The organism is Halomonas smyrnensis AAD6, from assembly GCF_000265245.1.
GTDB classification, from domain to species: domain Bacteria; phylum Pseudomonadota; class Gammaproteobacteria; order Pseudomonadales; family Halomonadaceae; genus Halomonas; species Halomonas smyrnensis.
Window position 1 is genome coordinate 1 of record NZ_AJKS02000020.1, and the last position, 16,805, is coordinate 16,805.

Annotated in this window: 17 protein-coding genes; 12 read left to right on the plus strand and 5 right to left on the minus strand. The window is 70.7% G+C overall.

The features are described from left to right. From UYS_RS18700 to fabB, 12 genes are all read left to right on the plus strand, one after another. A partial coding sequence (locus UYS_RS18700; protein ID WP_016856377.1) for a hypothetical protein occupies positions 1–533 on the plus strand: 533 nt, incomplete at its 5' end. Further along, entirely contained in the window at positions 530–904 is a 375-nt protein-coding gene (locus tag UYS_RS0215190) for a sirohydrochlorin chelatase (protein ID WP_016856378.1), read from the plus strand. The genes UYS_RS18700 and UYS_RS0215190, both read left to right, overlap by 4 nt. 91 nt (positions 905–995) lie before the next feature. Then, positions 996–1,907 carry a MerR family transcriptional regulator gene (locus UYS_RS0215195; RefSeq protein WP_016856379.1) on the plus strand — a complete coding sequence of 304 codons (912 nt, stop codon included), beginning with the start codon at positions 996–998 and terminating at the stop codon, positions 1,905–1,907. A 12-nt stretch (positions 1,908–1,919) separates the two neighbouring features. Beyond that, positions 1,920–3,335 (plus strand): deoxyribodipyrimidine photo-lyase, encoded by a 1,416-nt coding sequence (gene phrB, locus UYS_RS0215200; RefSeq protein ID WP_016856380.1) that lies wholly within the window; start codon positions 1,920–1,922, stop codon positions 3,333–3,335. A 95-nt stretch (positions 3,336–3,430) separates the two neighbouring features. After that, positions 3,431–3,871: a nuclear transport factor 2 family protein gene (locus UYS_RS0215205; RefSeq protein ID WP_016856381.1), complete on the plus strand. Its 441-nt coding sequence runs from the start codon at positions 3,431–3,433 to the stop codon at positions 3,869–3,871. Positions 3,872–3,962: 91 nt separating this feature from the next. After that, a complete protein-coding gene (locus UYS_RS0215210) occupies positions 3,963–4,754 on the plus strand; it encodes an SDR family NAD(P)-dependent oxidoreductase (protein WP_016856382.1) in 792 nt (263 codons plus the stop codon). Next, positions 4,751–6,085, plus strand: coding sequence for an NAD(P)/FAD-dependent oxidoreductase (locus tag UYS_RS17575; RefSeq protein WP_016856383.1), 1,335 nt, complete (start codon positions 4,751–4,753; stop codon positions 6,083–6,085). Before UYS_RS0215210 ends, UYS_RS17575 begins: the two co-directional genes overlap by 4 nt. Beyond that, on the plus strand, positions 6,082–6,846 hold the full coding sequence (locus tag UYS_RS0215220) for a DUF1365 domain-containing protein (RefSeq protein ID WP_016856384.1): 765 nt from the start codon (positions 6,082–6,084) through the stop codon (positions 6,844–6,846). The genes UYS_RS17575 and UYS_RS0215220 overlap by 4 nt, the downstream gene beginning before the upstream one ends. Continuing rightward, positions 6,843–8,108: an SAM-dependent methyltransferase gene (locus UYS_RS0215225; RefSeq protein WP_016856385.1), complete on the plus strand. Its 1,266-nt coding sequence runs from the start codon at positions 6,843–6,845 to the stop codon at positions 8,106–8,108. Before UYS_RS0215220 ends, UYS_RS0215225 begins: the two co-directional genes overlap by 4 nt. Continuing rightward, positions 8,105–8,620: a DUF2878 domain-containing protein gene (locus tag UYS_RS0215230; protein ID WP_016856386.1), complete on the plus strand. Its 516-nt coding sequence runs from the start codon at positions 8,105–8,107 to the stop codon at positions 8,618–8,620. Before UYS_RS0215225 ends, UYS_RS0215230 begins: the two co-directional genes overlap by 4 nt. A 352-nt stretch (positions 8,621–8,972) precedes the next feature. After that, a complete protein-coding gene (fabA, locus tag UYS_RS0215235) occupies positions 8,973–9,488 on the plus strand; it encodes a 3-hydroxyacyl-[acyl-carrier-protein] dehydratase FabA (RefSeq protein WP_016856387.1) in 516 nt (171 codons plus the stop codon). Positions 9,489–9,501: 13 nt separating this feature from the next. Continuing rightward, on the plus strand, positions 9,502–10,716 hold the full coding sequence (gene fabB / locus UYS_RS0215240) for a beta-ketoacyl-ACP synthase I (protein ID WP_016856388.1): 1,215 nt from the start codon (positions 9,502–9,504) through the stop codon (positions 10,714–10,716). A 120-nt stretch (positions 10,717–10,836) separates the two neighbouring features. Here fabB and UYS_RS0215245 read toward each other — a convergent pair whose 3' ends face one another. The 5 genes from UYS_RS0215245 to UYS_RS0215265 form a co-directional block, all read right to left on the minus strand. Beyond that, positions 10,837–11,604 (minus strand): lysophospholipid acyltransferase family protein, encoded by a 768-nt coding sequence (locus UYS_RS0215245; RefSeq protein ID WP_016856389.1) that lies wholly within the window; start codon positions 11,602–11,604, stop codon positions 10,837–10,839. Then, positions 11,601–12,494 (minus strand): sugar nucleotide-binding protein, encoded by an 894-nt coding sequence (locus tag UYS_RS0215250; protein ID WP_016856390.1) that lies wholly within the window; start codon positions 12,492–12,494, stop codon positions 11,601–11,603. The genes UYS_RS0215245 and UYS_RS0215250 overlap by 4 nt, the downstream gene beginning before the upstream one ends. Before the next feature lie 276 nt (positions 12,495–12,770). Beyond that, on the minus strand, positions 12,771–14,339 hold the full coding sequence (locus UYS_RS0215255) for a phospholipase D family protein (protein ID WP_026068602.1): 1,569 nt from the start codon (positions 14,337–14,339) through the stop codon (positions 12,771–12,773). Between the two features lie 181 nt (positions 14,340–14,520). After that, the gene (gene ssb, locus UYS_RS0215260) at positions 14,521–15,177 is read right to left on the minus strand and encodes a single-stranded DNA-binding protein (RefSeq protein ID WP_016856392.1); all 657 of its coding nucleotides are present in this window, start codon (positions 15,175–15,177) and stop codon (positions 14,521–14,523) included. A gap of 210 nt (positions 15,178–15,387) precedes the next feature. Next, entirely contained in the window at positions 15,388–16,761 is a 1,374-nt protein-coding gene (locus UYS_RS0215265; protein ID WP_016856393.1) for an MFS transporter, read from the minus strand. Between the last annotated feature and the right edge of the window lie 44 nt (positions 16,762–16,805).

Below are 16,805 nucleotides of genomic sequence, written 5' to 3' on the forward strand. Positions count from 1 at the left end.
ATGCGCCGGGGCTCGCGAGCGAATGCCGACAGCTGCCCCAGCGCGCCTGCTGGGCGGCCTGGGCCCGCCTCGAGGCGCCGCTCGCGCTGCCCGGCGCCGAGGCCGGCTGGCCGCTGCTGCAGTTCGACGAGGGCCCGTTGAAGCGCGTGGTCCGCCACCGCACCAAGCCCGGCCGCGAGGATGCGCCCGAGCTCATCACCCTGCTGGCCGACCTCGACTGGAGCGAACGCCGGCTCGAAGACGCCCCCGATGCCGTGGCCGAAGACCTGCTCGCCGCCCTGAACGCCGCGCTCGAGACGCTCCGGCCCACCACCGGCCTGCCGGGGGTGCAGGCGCGAGGCGCCCACCGCTGGCGCTATGCCGAGCCCGGTGCGGTGGCGCCGGGCGATGACCATCGCCTGACGGACACCGGCCTGGCGCTGTGCGGCGACGGCTGGCGCGGCGGGCGCATCGAGGACGCCTGGCTGTCCGGCCACCACCTGGGCGAGGCGCTGTGCCATCGCCTTTCCGACCCTGGAGATTTCCCGACATGAGCAATGCCCTGATCCTGATGGCCCACGGCTCCAGCGACCCCAACTGGCGCGCGCCCTTCGAGCGTCTCGCCGAACAGCTCTCCGCCCGGCTCTCCACCCCGCTGCGCCTGGCCTACATGGAGATCTGCGCCCCCTCGCTGGAGGACACCGTGGCCGAGCTGGCGGCCGAGGGCGTCGAGCGCGCCGAGATCCTGCCACTGTTCTTCGCCGCCGGCCGCCACCTGCGCAAGGACGTGCCCGGCCAGGTCGAGGCCCTCGGCGAGGCGCACCCCGAGGTGCAGCTGACGCTGCTGCCGCCGGTGGGCGAGCATCCGGCCTTCGTCGAGGCCCTGGCGGCGGTGATCGCCGAACGAGCGGGCGAGAGCGACTGATCGTCGTGTTGTACATCGACCGTCTTTTGTACAAAATTGGTGGTTGAAGCGACACCCCTTCCGTCACCGATCTCACCGAGGCAGAGACCGCATGAGCGATCAGGCGAACCATCCGGCCGATGCGCCGCTCTATCCGATCCGCGAAGTCTCGCGCCTGACCGGCGTCAATGCCGTGACCCTGCGTGCCTGGGAGCGCCGCTACGGGCTGATCCAGCCCAAGCGCACCCCCAAGGGCCACCGACTCTATGCCAAGGACGACATCGCCCGCGTCGAACGCATCCTGCAATGGCTCAACCGCGGCGTCCCCGTCAGCCAGGTCCGCGAACTGCTGGAACAGCCCGAGGCCGTGGAGGCGCCGCCGCCCGCGGCCGGCGACTGGGACAGCCAGCGCCGCCAGCTGCTGGCCGCCGTCGAGGCGCTGGACCTCGAACGCCTGGAAGCGCTGTTCAATCAGGCGCTAGCGCTCTATCCGGTGGCCACCTGCCTCGACGAGCTGTGGCAGCCGGTGCTGCGCGAGCTGGAGGAGCGCTGGGACGATCGCCTGGGCGCCGACCTCCAGCGCCGCACCCTGGAAGCCTTCCTGCGCACCCGCATCGGCACCCGGCTGTATCACGCCAACGCCCAGGCCGGCGAGGCCACGCTGCTGATCGTTCCGCTGCCCGACGACGGCCCGATGTGGGGGCTGCTGGCCGCCCTGGCCGCCGCCGATCGCGGCTATCGCGTGCAGTGGCTCGACGCCGCGCTGCCGCCCCAGGAGCTGACGCTGGCCGTGGAGCGCTTCCATGCCACCGCCCTGCTGCTGGCCAGCGGACGCGCCGAGCGCGCCGACCTGATCCGCCGCCAGCTGCCGCGCCTGGCCGAGCAGCTCGAGGTGCCGGTGGCGCTGTGCGGGCCGGTGGCGCGCATCCGCGCGGCCGACCTCGACGCCTCCGGCGTGGAGCTGCTCGGCGACGACCTGAGCCACGCCATGACGCGTCTGAAATCCCTGACCCAAGCCGCCTGAACGGAGGCGCCGATGTCCCCGACCCTGGTCTGGTTCCGCAGCGACCTGCGCATCCACGACAACACCGCCCTGGCCGCCGCGGCCCGCCGTGGCCCGGTGATCGGCGTCTTCCTGCGCTGCCTGCCCCAGTGGCAGCAGCATGGCCACGGCGCCAACAAGCTCGACTTCACCCGACGCGGCGTCGCCGCGCTGTCGGAGTCGCTGGCCGGGCTCAACATTCCGCTGCTGCATCGCGACATCGAGCGCTTCGACGAGGCCCCGGCGATGCTGCTCGACCTGGCCCGGGAGCTCGGCGCCGAGGCCCTGCACTTCAACCGCGAGTATCCGCTGGACGAGGCGCGCCGCGACGCCGCGGTGATCGAGGCCTTCGAGGACGCCGGCCTGGCCGCCCACGGCCATCGCGACGCCGTGGCCTTCGCCCCGGGCGAGCTCTTGACCGGCAAGGGCGACGTCTACGGCGTCTTCACGCCCTTCGCCAAGGCCTGGCACAAGGCGATCACCGCCGAGCGGCTGGCGCTGCACGACGCGCCCGAGCCCCAGGCCAGCCTGCCCGTCGCCCCCGACCCGATTCCCGAGCTGCCCGAACTCGAGGACGCCCCGATCGACGGCCGCCTGTGGCCCGCCGGCGAGGGCCCGGCCGGGGACCGCCTGGAGCGCTTCCTGCGCTTTCGCGGCCGCCACTACGACGATCAGCGCGACTTCCCGGCGATCCGCGGCACCAGCGAGCTCTCGCCCTACCTGGCGCTGGGCATGATCTCCCATCGCCAGTGCATGCAGGCGGTGATGGCCGAGAACGATGGCGCCCTGGCCGACGGTGACGCCGGCCTCACGGCCTGGGTCGGCGAGCTGATCTGGCGCGAGTTCTACCAGCACATCGCCGCCGGCTTCCCGCGGGTGTGCCGCCACCGTGCCTTCCAGCGTCACACCGAGGCGCTGCCGTGGCGCGACGACGAGGCCGGCTTCCGGGCCTGGTGCGAGGGGCGCACCGGCTACCCCATCGTCGATGCCGCCATGCGCCAGCTCGTCGCCACCGGCTGGATGCACAACCGGCTGCGCATGGTCACCGCCATGTTCCTGTCCAAGCATCTGCTGATCGACTGGCGCCGCGGCGAGGCCTTCTTCCTGCGCCACCTGGTCGACGGCGAGTTCGGCGCCAACAACGGCGGCTGGCAATGGGCGGCCTCCACCGGCACCGACGCCGCGCCCTACTTCCGCATCTTCAACCCCACCACCCAGTCCCAGCGCTTCGACCCGGAAGGCCGCTTCCTCGCCGAATGGCTGCCGGAGCTCGCCGAGCTGTCGCCCAAGGCCCGTCACGCCCCGGGCAACGACCTGCTGAGCGGCGTCGACTATCCGCCGCCCATCGTCGACCACAAGGCCGCCCGCGCCCGGGCGCTGGACGCGTTCAAGAACCTGCCCGCGTCCTGAGGCGGGCGCGTCTTCCCGGCCGCGTCTCCCGGTTCCTGTTCCCCCGATCACGCCCCGTCCCCACTTCTCCACCTTCCCTCGCCCAGGAGGCCGTCATGTCACCCGATCCGGACCTGGAGGCCTTCTGCGCCTTCTACAACAAGCTAGACAATTCCTGTACAAAAAATCTGTACAAGATATATACTCAAGACATTGCATTCACCGACCCGCTGCATCGCATCGACGGCCTGCCGGCCCTGGAAGCCTACTTCGCCGCCCTGTACGAGAACGTAACGGCGTGTCGCTTCACCTTTCACGAGCGTCAGCGTCACGGCGACATCGCCTTCGTGACCTGGACGATGCACCTGGCCCATCGGCGGCTGGCGGGCGGCAGGGACATCACGGTGGAGGGCGCCTCGCGGCTGGTCTTCGCCGACGACGGATCGGGGCGGGTGAGTGAGCACCGGGACTACTTCGACGCCGGCGAACTACTATATGAGCGACTGCCGCTGCTGGGCACGGTGATCCGCTGGCTCAAGCGCCGCGCGGGAGGCTGAGGGGCCAGCCCCTCGAGCCCTACGGCTGAAACCCAGAGGCCGTGACCCGCGTATCCCTAACAAGAGACATAGCAGGACGCGAGGAGACGACATGACGGCACCTCACACGCCCCGCTGCATCTGGCTGACCGGCGCGACATCCGGCATCGGCCGGGCGCTGGCGACACGGCTGCTCGACCAGGGCCATCGGGTCGCCCTCAGCGCCCGCCGCTCGGACGCCCTGCAGGAACTGGCCGGCGAGCGCGACAACGCCCTGCTGCTGCCGCTGGACGTCAACGACCGGGCTGCCGTGCTGGCCGCCGGCGATCGCATCGCCGCCCGCTTCGGCCACCTCGACCTGGCGATCCTCAACGCCGGCACCTGCGAATATCTCGAGGCCGGCACCTTCGACGCCGCGCTGATCGAGCGGGTCTTCGCCACCAATTTCTTCGGTGCCCTGCACGGCGTGGAAGCGGCGCTGCCGCTGCTGCGCCGGGCCAGGGCCCGGGGTGGCCGGCCGCTGCTGGCCGCCACCTCCAGCGCCTCGGCCTATCTGCCGCTGCCCCGCGCCGAGGCCTACGGCGCCTCCAAGGCCGCGCTCAGTCACTTCCTGGAATCGCTGCGCCTCGATCTGGCCGGCGAAGAGATCGACGTCAGCCTCATTCATCCCGGCTTCGTGAAGACGCCGCTGACCGATCGCAACGACTTCCCGATGCCGATGCGGGTCGGCGTCGATCAGGCCGCCGAGGCGATCCTCAAGGGCCTCGAGGCCCATCGCCTCGACGTCCACTTCCCGCGCCGCTTCACCCTGCCGCTCAAGCTGCTGGGCATCCTGCCGCCGGGGCTGCGCTTCCGCCTCGGGCGGCGCCTGGCCCGCGGCGCCGACACGGAGGCCTCGTCATGACGTCGCTCGCCACTCCCGCCTCTCCCCAGGGCCGCCAGCGCATCGCGGTGATCGGCAGCGGCATCGCCGGCATGGCCGCCAGCTGGTATCTGTCCCGCCGCCACGAGGTCACGCTGTTCGAGGCCGACACCCGCCTCGGCGGCCACACCGCGACCATGGACGTCGAGCTCGAGGGCCGCCACTACGCCATCGACACCGGCTTCATCGTCTTCAATGACTGGACCTATCCCCACTTCCGGCGTCTGCTCGCGACCCTCGGCGTGGAGAGCCAGCCCACCGAGATGAGCTTCTCGGTGCACGAGACGGCCCGCGACTTCGAGTACAACGGCCACAGCCTGCCGCGGCTGTTCGCCCAGTGGTCGAACCTGCTGCGGCCGAGCTTCCATGGCCTGCTGCGCGACATCCTGCGCTTCAACCGCGAGGCCACCCAGGCGATGGTCGACGACCGCCTGCCGGCGGACCTGACCCTGGGCGACTACCTGGACGCCGGCGGCTACGGCGAGGGCTTCCAGCGCCACTACCTGCTGCCCATGGGCGCGGCGATCTGGTCGGCCAGCATCGGCCAGCTGCGCGCCTTCCCGGCCCGCTTCTTCGTGCGCTTCTTCCATCATCACGGCCTGCTGTCGGTCAACGAGCGCCCCCAGTGGTACACCCTGGTCGGCGGCTCGCGGGCCTACATTCCGGCGCTGACCGCGCCCTACGCCGAGCGCATCCGGCTGGCCACCCCGGTGCGCGGCCTGCGCCGCGAGGCCGACGGAGTCCGCGTCCGCAGCGACGCCGGCGAGGAGCGCTTCGACCAGGTGGTGCTGGCCTGCCACGCCGACCAGGCGCTGGCGATGCTCGACGACGCCAGCCCCGCCGAGCGCCAGATCCTCGGCGCCCTGCCCTACCACGACAACGAGGTGGTGCTGCACACCGACACTCGCCTGCTGCCCCGCCGCCGGCGCGCCTGGGCGAGCTGGAACTACCGGCTCGACGGCCGCGGCGATGACGCCCGGGTCTCGGTGACCTACGACATGAACATCCTGCAGCGCCTCGAGGCGCCGCACACCTTCTGCGTGACCCTCAACGACGGCGACAGCATCGACCCGGCCAGGGTGCTCGGGCGCTACACCTACGCCCATCCGCAGTTCAGCCTCGCCGGCATGAACGCCCAGGCCCGCCACGCCGAGATCTCGGGGCCGGGCCGGCGCACCCACTTCTGCGGCGCCTACTGGCGCAACGGCTTCCACGAGGACGGCGTGTGGAGCGCGCTGCGGGTCGCCCGGGCGCTGGGCTGCGACCCCGACGCGCCGGCCGGGGCCCGGGCGGCCACGGAGGTGCCGGCATGATCCAGGCCCCGCGCTCGCGCATCTACCGCGGCTGGCTGCGTCATCGTCGCTTCCTGCCCCATGCCCACGCCTTCCGCTACCGGCTGTGGATGGCCTGGCTCGACCTCGACGAGCTGCCGGAGCTGTTCGACGGCGTGCCCGGCTTCAGCGCCCGGCGCCCGGCCCTGGCGCGCTTTCGCCGCGAGGACTACCTGGCGCCCCACGACCGGCCGCTCAAGGACGCCGTGCGCGCCGAGCTGACGCGGCTGCTGGGCGACGCCCCGGACGGCCGCATCTGCCTGCTCACCCAGCTGCGCACCCTGGGCCTGGGCTTCAATCCGGTGTCGCTGTACTACGCCTACGACGCCCGCGGCGAGCTGCGCGCGCTGCTCGGCGAGGTCAGCAACACCCCCTGGGGCGAGCGCACCACCTATGCCTGCCGGGTCGAGCCGCGGCGCCACGGCCATCGCGCCGAGTTCGACAAGGCCATGCACGTCTCGCCGTTCAACCCCATGGACATGCGCTACCGCTGGCGCTTCGACAGCCCCGGCGAACGCCTGAACCTGAACATGGAGACCTGGCGCGGCGACGAGCGCCACTTCGACGCCAGCCTGAGCCTGGAGGCCCGCCCGGCGACCCGCGGCGTGCTGCTGGCCACCCTGGCCCGCCATCCGGCGATGGCGCTGAAGACCCTCGCCGGCATCCATTTCGAGGCCCTGCGCCTGTGGCTCAAGCGCGTCCCCGTCCACGACCATCCCCGCCATCAGGAGAGTTCGCCGTGAATACACGCACCGCCAACGCCCGTCCACTGCCGGCCGAGGGCGACCGCCTGACGCGCTGGCTCAAGGCTCGCCTGCTGCCCCAGCTGGATCGTCTGGAAGGCGGCGAGATCACCCTGATCGAGGGCCATCAGCGCCACCGCCTGGGCCGCGGCGGCCCGCTCTCGGTGACCCTGGTGGTGCGCGACTCGCGGGCCTGGCGGCGCATGGCGCTGGGCGGCACCGTGGGCGCCGGCGAGGCCTACATGGACGGTGACTGGGACGCCGACGACCCGGTGGCGCTGGTGCGGCTGTTCGCCGCCAACCTGGAACGGGTCAACGGCGAGATGGAGGGCGGCCTGGCCGGCGCCGGCCGCTGGCTGCTCGGCGCGCTCTACCGGCTGCAGCGCAACAGCCTGAGCGGCTCGCGGCGCAACATCGCCGCCCACTACGACATCGGCAACGACCTGTTCGCGACCTTCCTCGACCGCCGCCACTGGATGTACTCCAGCGCCGTCTTCCCCCGCGCCGGCGCCAGCCTCGAGGAGGCCTCGACCCACAAGCTCGACCTGATGCTCGAGCGCCTCGACGTGCGTCCGCATCACCATCTGCTGGAGATCGGCACCGGCTGGGGCGGGCTGGCCATCCACGCCGCCCGCACCCGCGGCTGCCGGGTCACCACCACCACCATCTCCGACGAGCAGTATGCCCACACCGCCCGGCGGCTGGCCGAGGAGGGGCTCGAGGACCGCGTCACCCTGCTCAAGCGCGACTACCGCGAACTGGAGGGCCGCTTCGACCGGCTGATCTCGGTGGAGATGATCGAGGCGGTCGGCCACCAGTATCTGGAGACCTACCTGACCACCCTCGACCGGCTGCTGACCGACGACGGCATGGCCATGCTGCAGGCCATCACCATCCGCGATCAGCGCTACGAGACCGCCAAGCGCGAGATGGACTTCATCAAGCGCTACATCTTCCCCGGCGGCTTCCTGCCCTCCCACCGCGTCATCCTCGACGGCCTGACCCGCCACACCTCGCTGAACCTGGTGGGCCTGGACGAGATCGGCCAGCACTATGCGCGCACCCTGCGCGAGTGGCGCCACCGCTTCGAGGCCAACCTGGAGACCGTGCGCCGGCTCGGCTACGACGAGCGCTTCATCCGCATGTGGCGCTATTACCTGTGCTACTGCGAAGGCGGCTTCCTGGAGCGCACCATCGGCACCAGCCAGCTGCTGCTGGCCAAGCCCGGCGCGCGGCCGGCGCCGCTCTCGGGGGCGGTGTGAAGCGAGGGGTCTGGCGGGCGCTGGCCAACCTGGCCGGGTTCCAGCTGGGCTGGCTGGCCTGCGTGATGGGCGGCAGCCTCGCGGGGCTCGTCGTGGCGGGCGGGGTGATCGCGGCGCATCTGCGCTGGCAGGCGCGGCCGGGGGAATGGCGCTGGCTGGCGGGTTTCGCGGGGCTGGGGCTCGCCATCGACGGCGGCCTGGCGCTGGCCGGGGGCTTTCGCTTCCCGCCGGAGACCCTCCTGCTCGGCCCGCTGCCACCGTGGCTGTGGCTACTGTGGCCGCTGTTCGCCACCCTGCTGCACCATTCCCTGGCCTGGCTGTGGCGCCACCCCTGGCTGGCGGCGGCCGGCGGCGCGACCAGCGGGCCGCTGTCCTACTATGCCGGCGCCCGGCTCGCCGGCGTCACCCTCGCCCCCTGGCTGCTGGCCGTCGAGGCGCTGTGCTGGGCGGCGCTGTGCCTGTGGCTATGCCATCGACTCGGCCGACGCGGCGACCTCGCTTGCTTCGGCTGAGGACCGTTCGCGCCAGGGCGGGGCTCCTCGCCTTCGGCCACCACCTCCAGCGCCAGCCCCCGGGCCATGGCGGGCAGCGCATCCAACCGACGGGCGATTCAGGGAAAGCACGGGCCACATGGCTTCGCTCTCGACTCTTCGACATGAATGTTTGCCCCTCTTGTGAGCGGGCCATATCGTCACCATATCGGCCGATGCGAACATAACGGTACCCCGGACGACGGCGATGACCCTCCGGCACCCCGGCCGGCGTGCATTCGCGAGACACGAACAGTAGACTAGGCGTGGCCGCCAGGGCGGCCCATGCCGTTTCGATACGGCATACCACCATCTCGACACTCGGAACGATTCAGTGACCAAGCAACATTCCTTTGATCGCGAAGCACTGCTGGCATGCAGCCGTGGCGAGCTGTTCGGCCCCGGCAACGCCCAACTGCCGGCACCCAACATGCTGATGCTCGACCGCATCGCGCACATCCATGAAGAGGGTGGCGAACACGGCAAGGGCGAACTGATCGCCGAGCTGGATATCCGCCCGGACCTGTGGTTCTTCGACTGCCACTTCCCCGGCGATCCGGTCATGCCGGGCTGCCTGGGCCTCGACGCCATGTGGCAGCTGGTCGGCTTCTATCTCGGCTGGCTGGGTCACCCGGGCCGCGGGCGCGCCCTGGGCTGCGGCGAGGTCAAGTTCAGCGGTCAGATCCTGCCGGATGCCGAGAAGGTGACCTACCGCATCAACATCAAGCGCATCATCACCCGGCGCCTGATTCTGGGCATCGCCGACGGCACCGTGTCCGTCGACGGCCGCGACATCTATCAGGCCAACGACCTGCGGGTCGGCCTGTTCACCTCCACCGCGAATTTCTGATCAGGAGGCTCCCATGCGACGAGTGGTAGTCACCGGCCTGGGCATCGTGTCCTGCCTGGGCAACGACGCAACACAGGTTCTCGACGCCCTGCGCACCGGGCGCTCAGGCATTCGCTTCAAGGATGAATACGCCGAGCTCGGCTTCCGCAGCCAGGTGGCGGGCGTCGTCGATATCGACCTCGACGCCCTGGTCGACCGCAAGCTGCGCCGCTTCATGGGCGACGCCGCGGCCTATGCCTATGTCAGCATGGCCCAGGCGGTCGAGGACTCCGGCCTGACCCCGGAGCAGGTCTCCAACGTGCGTACCGGCCTGATCGCCGGCTCCGGCGGCGCCTCCAGCGCCAACCAGGTCGAGGCCGCCGACGTGATGCGCCAGAAGGGCCTGCGCCGCGTGGGGCCCTATCGGGTCACCCGCACCATGGGCAGCACCGTGTCCGCCTGCCTGGCCACGCCGTTCAAGATCAAGGGCGTGAACTACTCCATCTCCTCCGCCTGCGCCACCTCCGCGCACTGCATCGGCAGCGCCATGGAGCAGATCCAGCTGGGCAAGCAGGACGTGGTCTTCGCCGGCGGCGGCGAGGAGGAGCACTGGACGCTGTCCTGCCTGTTCGACGCCATGGGCGCGCTCTCGACCCACTACAACGAGACGCCCGAGCAGGCCTCCCGCCCCTATGACCAGGCCCGCGACGGCTTCGTCATCGCCGGCGGCGGCGGCATGCTGGTGCTCGAGGAGCTGGAGCACGCCAAGGCCCGCGGCGCCAAGATCTACGCCGAGCTGGTCGGCTACGGCGCCACCTCCGACGGCGTCGACATGGTCGCCCCGTCCGGCGAGGGCGCGGTGCGCTGCATGCGCCAGGCCATGGCCACGGTCGACGGCGACATCGACTACATCAACACCCACGGTACCTCCACCCCGGTCGGCGACGTCGCCGAGCTGAAGGCGGTGCGCGAGGTGTTCGGCGACTCCACGCCGGCGATGAGCTCGACCAAGTCGCTGACCGGCCACTCGCTGGGCGCCACCGGCGTGCAGGAGGCGATCTACTCGCTGCTGATGATGGAGAACGACTTCATCGCCGCCTCCGCCAACGTCGAGAACCTCGACGAGCAGGCCGACGGCTTCGACATCGTCACCGAGCGCCGCGAGGCCAAGGTCGAGCGCGTGCTGTCCAACAGCTTCGGCTTCGGCGGCACCAACGCCTGCCTGGTGCTGGAGAAGTATCGCGACTGACGCGCGATCATCGCCGCGGCGCTGGTTCAGGCCGCGGCGATAAAAATGAAGAGAGGCGCCCCGCGGGGCGCCTCTCTTTTTTGTGTCTCGCGGCGCGGGTGGCGCCGGCGGCGAGTCGGCTCAGCTTGCCGCCGTCTCCCGGGGGCCGGCCTCGACGTTCTCGTCGCGGGGGCGCGGCACCTCGGAGATCTCGGCCAGCTGCGCCTCGATCCAGGCCTCGGTCTCGGCCAGCACCTCTTCCGGGCTGCGGCCGACGGTCTCGATCGGCTCGCCCACCACCAGCGTCAGGCGCCCGGGATGCTTGACCCAGTGACGCCCCGGCCAGCGCTCGCCGGCATTGTGCGCCACCGGCACCACCGGCTTGCCGGCGCGGCAGGCGATCACCGCCCCGCTCTTGTTGTAGCGGCGACGCTTGCCCGGCTCGACCCGGGTGCCCTCGGGGAAGATCAGCACCGAGAGCCCTTCCTCGAGGCGCGTCTTGCCCTGGATCAGCACCTGCTTCATGGCCCGGGCCGGCTTGGAGCGGTCCAGGGCGATGGGATGCAGCAGCCTGAGCCCCCAGCCGAAGATCGGAATGCTGAGCAGCTCCTTCTTGAGCACCGTGCACACCGGCGGCTTGAGCAGCTGCAGATAGACGGTCTCCCATTCGCACTGGTGGTTGGACAGCAGCACGCAGGGGCCATCGGGCAGCCGCTCGAGCCCGCGGATCTCGTAGCGCACCCCGCAGACCAGCCGGAACCAGGCGATGATGAAGTGGTTGTAGAGGTTGAGCAGGCGATAGCGCGAACGCAGCGGCAGCAGCGGTGCCGGCGGCAGGAACAGCACCCCGCACACCAGCATGGCGATGAAGTAACCGATATAGAAGATGATGCTGCGGATCACGCTCATGTCTCGCGGGTCTCCTCGACGGGGCGGGCATCGTCGTCGCGCGCCAGGCACCAGATGTCGAGCATGCGCCCCACCTCGAGCCGCCAGGGCTTCTGGTGGACGCCGAAGACGTCGAGCACCCGCCGGCAGTTCAGCACCCGGCGCAGCGGCTGGTCGTGGTGGTGGCTGAGCGCCTTGACGCCGCCCAGCGCGACCGTCTCGCCGCGCCCCTCGAGGCGGGTGACCAGCTGGGTGCGCACCATCGACACGAAGGTGTAGGCGCTGACCGGCTCGGTGCCGGCCAGATGGTAGCTGCCCCAGGCAGCGGCGCCGCAGCCCTGCTGCTGGAGCATGCCGATCAGCGCCATGGACACCGAGTCGGCGGACGTGGGGCAGAAGATCACGTCGTCCTCGGCGCGCAGGTCGTTGCCGCTGACCAGGGTATCAAGCAGCTCGCCGAGCCAGGCATGGCTGCCATCCAGGGCGAACAGCGGCCCCAGGCGCACGATCAGGTGCCTCGGCAGCTCGGCGCGGATGCGCTCGCCGGTGGCGACCAGGCGCCGCAGCCCCTCGTCGCGGGGCGCGGGCACCACATGCTCGTCGATGGGCTCCTCGTACCCCTCCTCGTAGAGCTGGTCGGACACGCACCACACCAGCGGCACCTCCCGCTCGCGGCAGGCGGTCACGCAGGCCTCCACGGCCTCGGCATGGGCGGTCACGGCGGCCGGCGCATCGGTGATCGGGCGCGACAGCGGCGGAATCAGCAGCGCATCGGGGCGCACCTCGTCGAGCCGCTCCCGCGACAACGACAGGCCGGGCTCGATGACCAGCTCCACGTCGGTGCGACGATTGGCCTCGCGCGCCATGGCGAGGCTCAGACAGTGTCCGGCGTCCAGGATCAGCAGCTTCACGATGACTCCTCGGGGCTGGGCGTCGGGATCGCAGCGACCACGACTCACCAGACGGCGACAATCTTGGGAACCATGACGTGAGGGGCATCCTGAAACAGGACGCCCCTCACGTCAGCAATCGCGCCACTATACCATTACCGCCCGCCGTCATGGCAGCGCCGACCGTGCCGCCGGCCACCGCGGGAGAACGCGCACGCACAGACGAAAACGGGGCCGGACATGGCCCGACCCCGTCGTTCGATTCGCTCGGCGGCTCGCGTCGAGCGCCGAGCCCCGTCACAGCAGCCAGTCGATGGGCAGCACCGAGATGAACTGCACCCAGCCGCGCCGCAGCAGCCCCACGTTGGGCTCGCTGTCGTGACGCACCGTGCCCTCATCGGTGCGCTCCAGCCATACCAGGTCATCGTTCTCGTCGAGGCGCACCTCATAGGCGTTGCCGGGAACGTCGTCGCGGAAGAACACGGTCATCTCCCGCGCCAGCTCGGGGCTCTCGATGACGAAGCCGAGCTCGGTGTTCAGCTCCGCGGAGCGCGGATCGAAGTTGAAGGAGCCGACGAACAGCCGCTGCTCGTCCACGGCGAAGGTCTTGGCGTGCAGGCTGGCCCCCTTGCTGCCGAAGGGCCCCGCCGCCTCGCTGCGCCCCGGCGCACCGGGCTGTCGCTTGAGCTCGAACAGCCTCACCCCGGCCTCCAGCAGCTCGCGGCGATGCTTGGCGTAGCCGGCATGCACCGCGCCCACGTCGGTGGCCTCCAGGGCGTTGGTGAGGATGGTGACATCGACGCCGTTCTCCTCCAGCCGGGTGAACAGCCGAGTGCCCTTGTCCACCGGCACGAAATAGGGCGAGACCAGATAGACCTCGTCTTCCGGTGGCCCCAGCAGGCCGCGGATGCGTCCGGTCAGCAGCTCGTCGGCCTCGGCCTCGCCCAGCCCCTTGGCCGGATCGTCGCTGACCATCCTCGCCTCGGCCCAGACCAGCGGCAGTCGACGCTCGCGCAGGCGCTGGATCAGCGGCTCCTCCTCCAGCGCGCTCAGATACTCCTGGGCCTCGGATTCGCCGACCAGCGCGTCGACCTGTGTCTTGAGCCGCGCGGTGCCCTCGCGGCCCACCGAGTCGATCAGCCGGCTGGCCGGGTAGGAGGAGCGGCTCGACCAGTAGCGGTCGAAGTCGCCCGAGACGTCCTGCACCACCGGCCCGATGGCCAGCACGTCCAGATCCGAGAAGGCCACGTCCATCGCCGCGCCGAAGTACTCGTCGCCGATGTTGCGGCCGCCGATGATGGTGGCCTGATTGTCCGCGGTGAAGGACTTGTTGTGCATGCGCCGGTTGGCGCGGGAGAAATCGGTGAGGTAGCCCACGAAGCGCGGCGAGCGGATCACGAAGGGATTGAACAGCCGCACCTCGATATTGGGGTGCGCATCGAGCGCGGCTAGCGTGTCGTCCAGCCCGGCGGTGTTGGTGTCGTCCAGCAGCATGCGCACCCGGACGCCGCGATCGGCCGCGTCCAGCATCGCCCGGTGCAGCAGCGAGCCGGTGATGTCGTCGTGCCAGATGTAGTACTGCACGTCGAGGGTCTGCTCCGCCGACTGGGCCAACAGCAGCCGGGCCGCGAAGGCATCCCGGGCGTTGCGCAGCGCGTGGAAGCCGTTGATGCCGTCATGCTGCGCCACCAGCGGCGACACCATCTCGCCCAGCGACGTCTCTCTGGCCTGCGCCACCGGCAGCTGCTGCGTCTCGCTGCGCCCCTCGAGCGGCGGCAGGGGGCTGCAGCCCGCCAGCCACACCAGCATCGCCAGGGCCAGCCATGCGGCGGTCCGGCTCCGGCGTCCCGGTAAAGATCGTGTCATGGGAAGGACTCCTGTCGGCACCTCTTCCCAACATAGCGGGTCTCGCCGGGGGCGAGTTGCCCTGAGTCAACGCGCGGCACCAACGCAGACACGACAACGCAGAAACGACAACGCAGAAACGACGACGCCCTGCCGAGGCAGGGCGTCGTGAAGCCGCACGGGGAACGCGCCGAGGCTCGCCTCAGAACGGGATCTCGTCGTCGAAGTCGTCGAAGCTGCCCGGATCCGGGGCGCCGAAGTTGCCGCCCTGCTGCTGGCCGCCGCCCTGGTTGGGTGCCGGCTGGGGCGCGGGGCGCTGGCCGCCCTGCTGCTGACCGCCGAAGCCGCCGCCCTGCTGGGGCTGGCCGCCCGGGGGCTGACCATAGTTGCCGCCCTGCTGCGGGCCGCCGAAGCCGCCGCCCTGCTGCGGCTGACCGCCCTGGGGCTGGCCGTAGTTGCCGCCCTGCTGACGCGGCTGACCGCCGCCGAATCCGCCCGGCTGGCCGCCACCCATCTCGCCGCCGCGCGAATCCAGCATCTGCATGTCGTTGGCGACGATCTCGGTGGAATACTTGTCCTGGCCGTTCTGGTCCTGCCACTTGCGCGTCTGCAGGCGGCCCTCGACGTAGACCTTGCTGCCCTTGCGCAGGTACTGCTGGGCGATCTCGGCGGTCTTGTTGAACATCACCACCCGGTGCCACTCGGTGCGTTCCTGACGCTGGCCGCTCTGGCGATCCATCCACGTATCGGTGGTGGCGAGGTTGAGGTTGGCCACGGCGGTGCCGGACGGGGTGAAGCGCACCTCGGGATCCTGTCCGAGGTTGCCGATGAGAATGACCTTGTTGACGCCACGGGCCATGGTTGACTCCTTGATTCTGTCGGAAGGCGGACCGCCGGGCGAGGCCCGGGCGAAGAGCCCCGGCCTCCCGGAACGCTCGAATGCATGTAGGTAGATTGACGCGCCGGCCGCACCCGCGCGTGAAAGACCGATCCCGATACTATACGCGAGTTCCCGCCTCGACGCCGCCGGCGGAGCGGCGATCGCCGAGGCTCGCGCGGCGCGACCCGGTCAACGCGACCCGGTCAGCCGCGACAGGGCCTCGGTGTCCAGCCGCTCGCGGTCGACCTTGAGATAGGCCAGCCGCTCCTCGGGCACCACCAGCACGTCCTCGACGCCGGCCACGGCGGCGAAGCGGGCCATCAGGGCGTCTAGGGCATCGTCCTGCTGCTGCTCGGCCAGCGCCACCACCTCACTGGAGAGATGCCGCGGCGGCGTCATGCCGAGCATGAACACGAACCAGGCCAGGCCGATCACGGCCACCCCGAGGAACACCGCCGTCAGGCCAAAATGCTGCGACAGGAAGCCGCCCAGCACGCCGCCGAGGAAGGCGCCCAGGAACTGGCTGGTGGAATACAGCCCCATGGCGGTGCCCTTGGCGCCGGCCGGGGCGAGCTTGCTGATCATCGACGGCAGCGTCGCCTCGAGCAGGTTGAACGCCGTGAAGAAGGCGAACAGCCAGCCGATCAGCGGCATCAGGCCGTGCCCCTCGAGGCCCAGGCCCAGCAGGCTGGCGACGATGACGGCGATGGCCCCCAGGCACATCAGCTTCATCTTGCGCCGCTTCTCGGCCACGATCACCAGCGGCACCATGGCCACGAAGGACAGCCCCATCACGCCGAGGTATACCAGGCCGTGATGGGGCTCGGCGATGCCGGCGTCGACCAGCCGAAACGGCACGGCGACGAAGATCGCCATCAGCACCAGGTGCAGGCCGAAGATGGAGGCGTTGAGGCGCCACAGGTCGAGACGCCCGACCAGCCCCTTGAGCTGGTCCCGGTCGACGCCCACGTCCTGGTGCCCGCGCCGCTGCGGCGCCCGGGGCACCAGCTTCCACAGCACGCCGAGCCCCAGCACGGCCAGGGCGGCGGTGAACCAGAACACGCCGGAAAGGCCGAAGTGCGCCGACACCAGCGGCCCCAGCACCATGGCCACGGCGAAGGCGACGCCGATCGACAGCCCGATGGTGGCCATGGCGGCGGTGCGCACCTGCTCGCGGGTCTGGTCCGCCAGCAGCGCCATGATGGCGGCGGCCACGGCGCCGCTGCCCTGCAGGCAGCGGCCCAGGATGATGCCGGCGATGCTGTCGGCCTGGGCCGCCACCACGCTGCCGACCAGGAACAGCAGCAGCCCGCCGGCGATCACCGGCTTGCGCCCGATGCGGTCGGAGAGCAGGCCGAAGGGGATCTGCAGCACGGCCTGGGTGAGGCCGTAGATGCCGAGTGCGAACCCGACCAGCAGCGGCGTGGCGCCGATCAGCTCCTCGGCCTTCAGCGCCAGGACGGGCAGCACCATGAACAGGCCGAGCATGCGCGTGGCATAGAGCCCGGCCAGGCCGACGATGGCCCGCCGCTCGGCGGCTAACAGCAAGCTGGCCTTGGACATAGCGATTCCAGTGCTTCCAGAGGGAGGGCGCGGGGCCCCGGAGA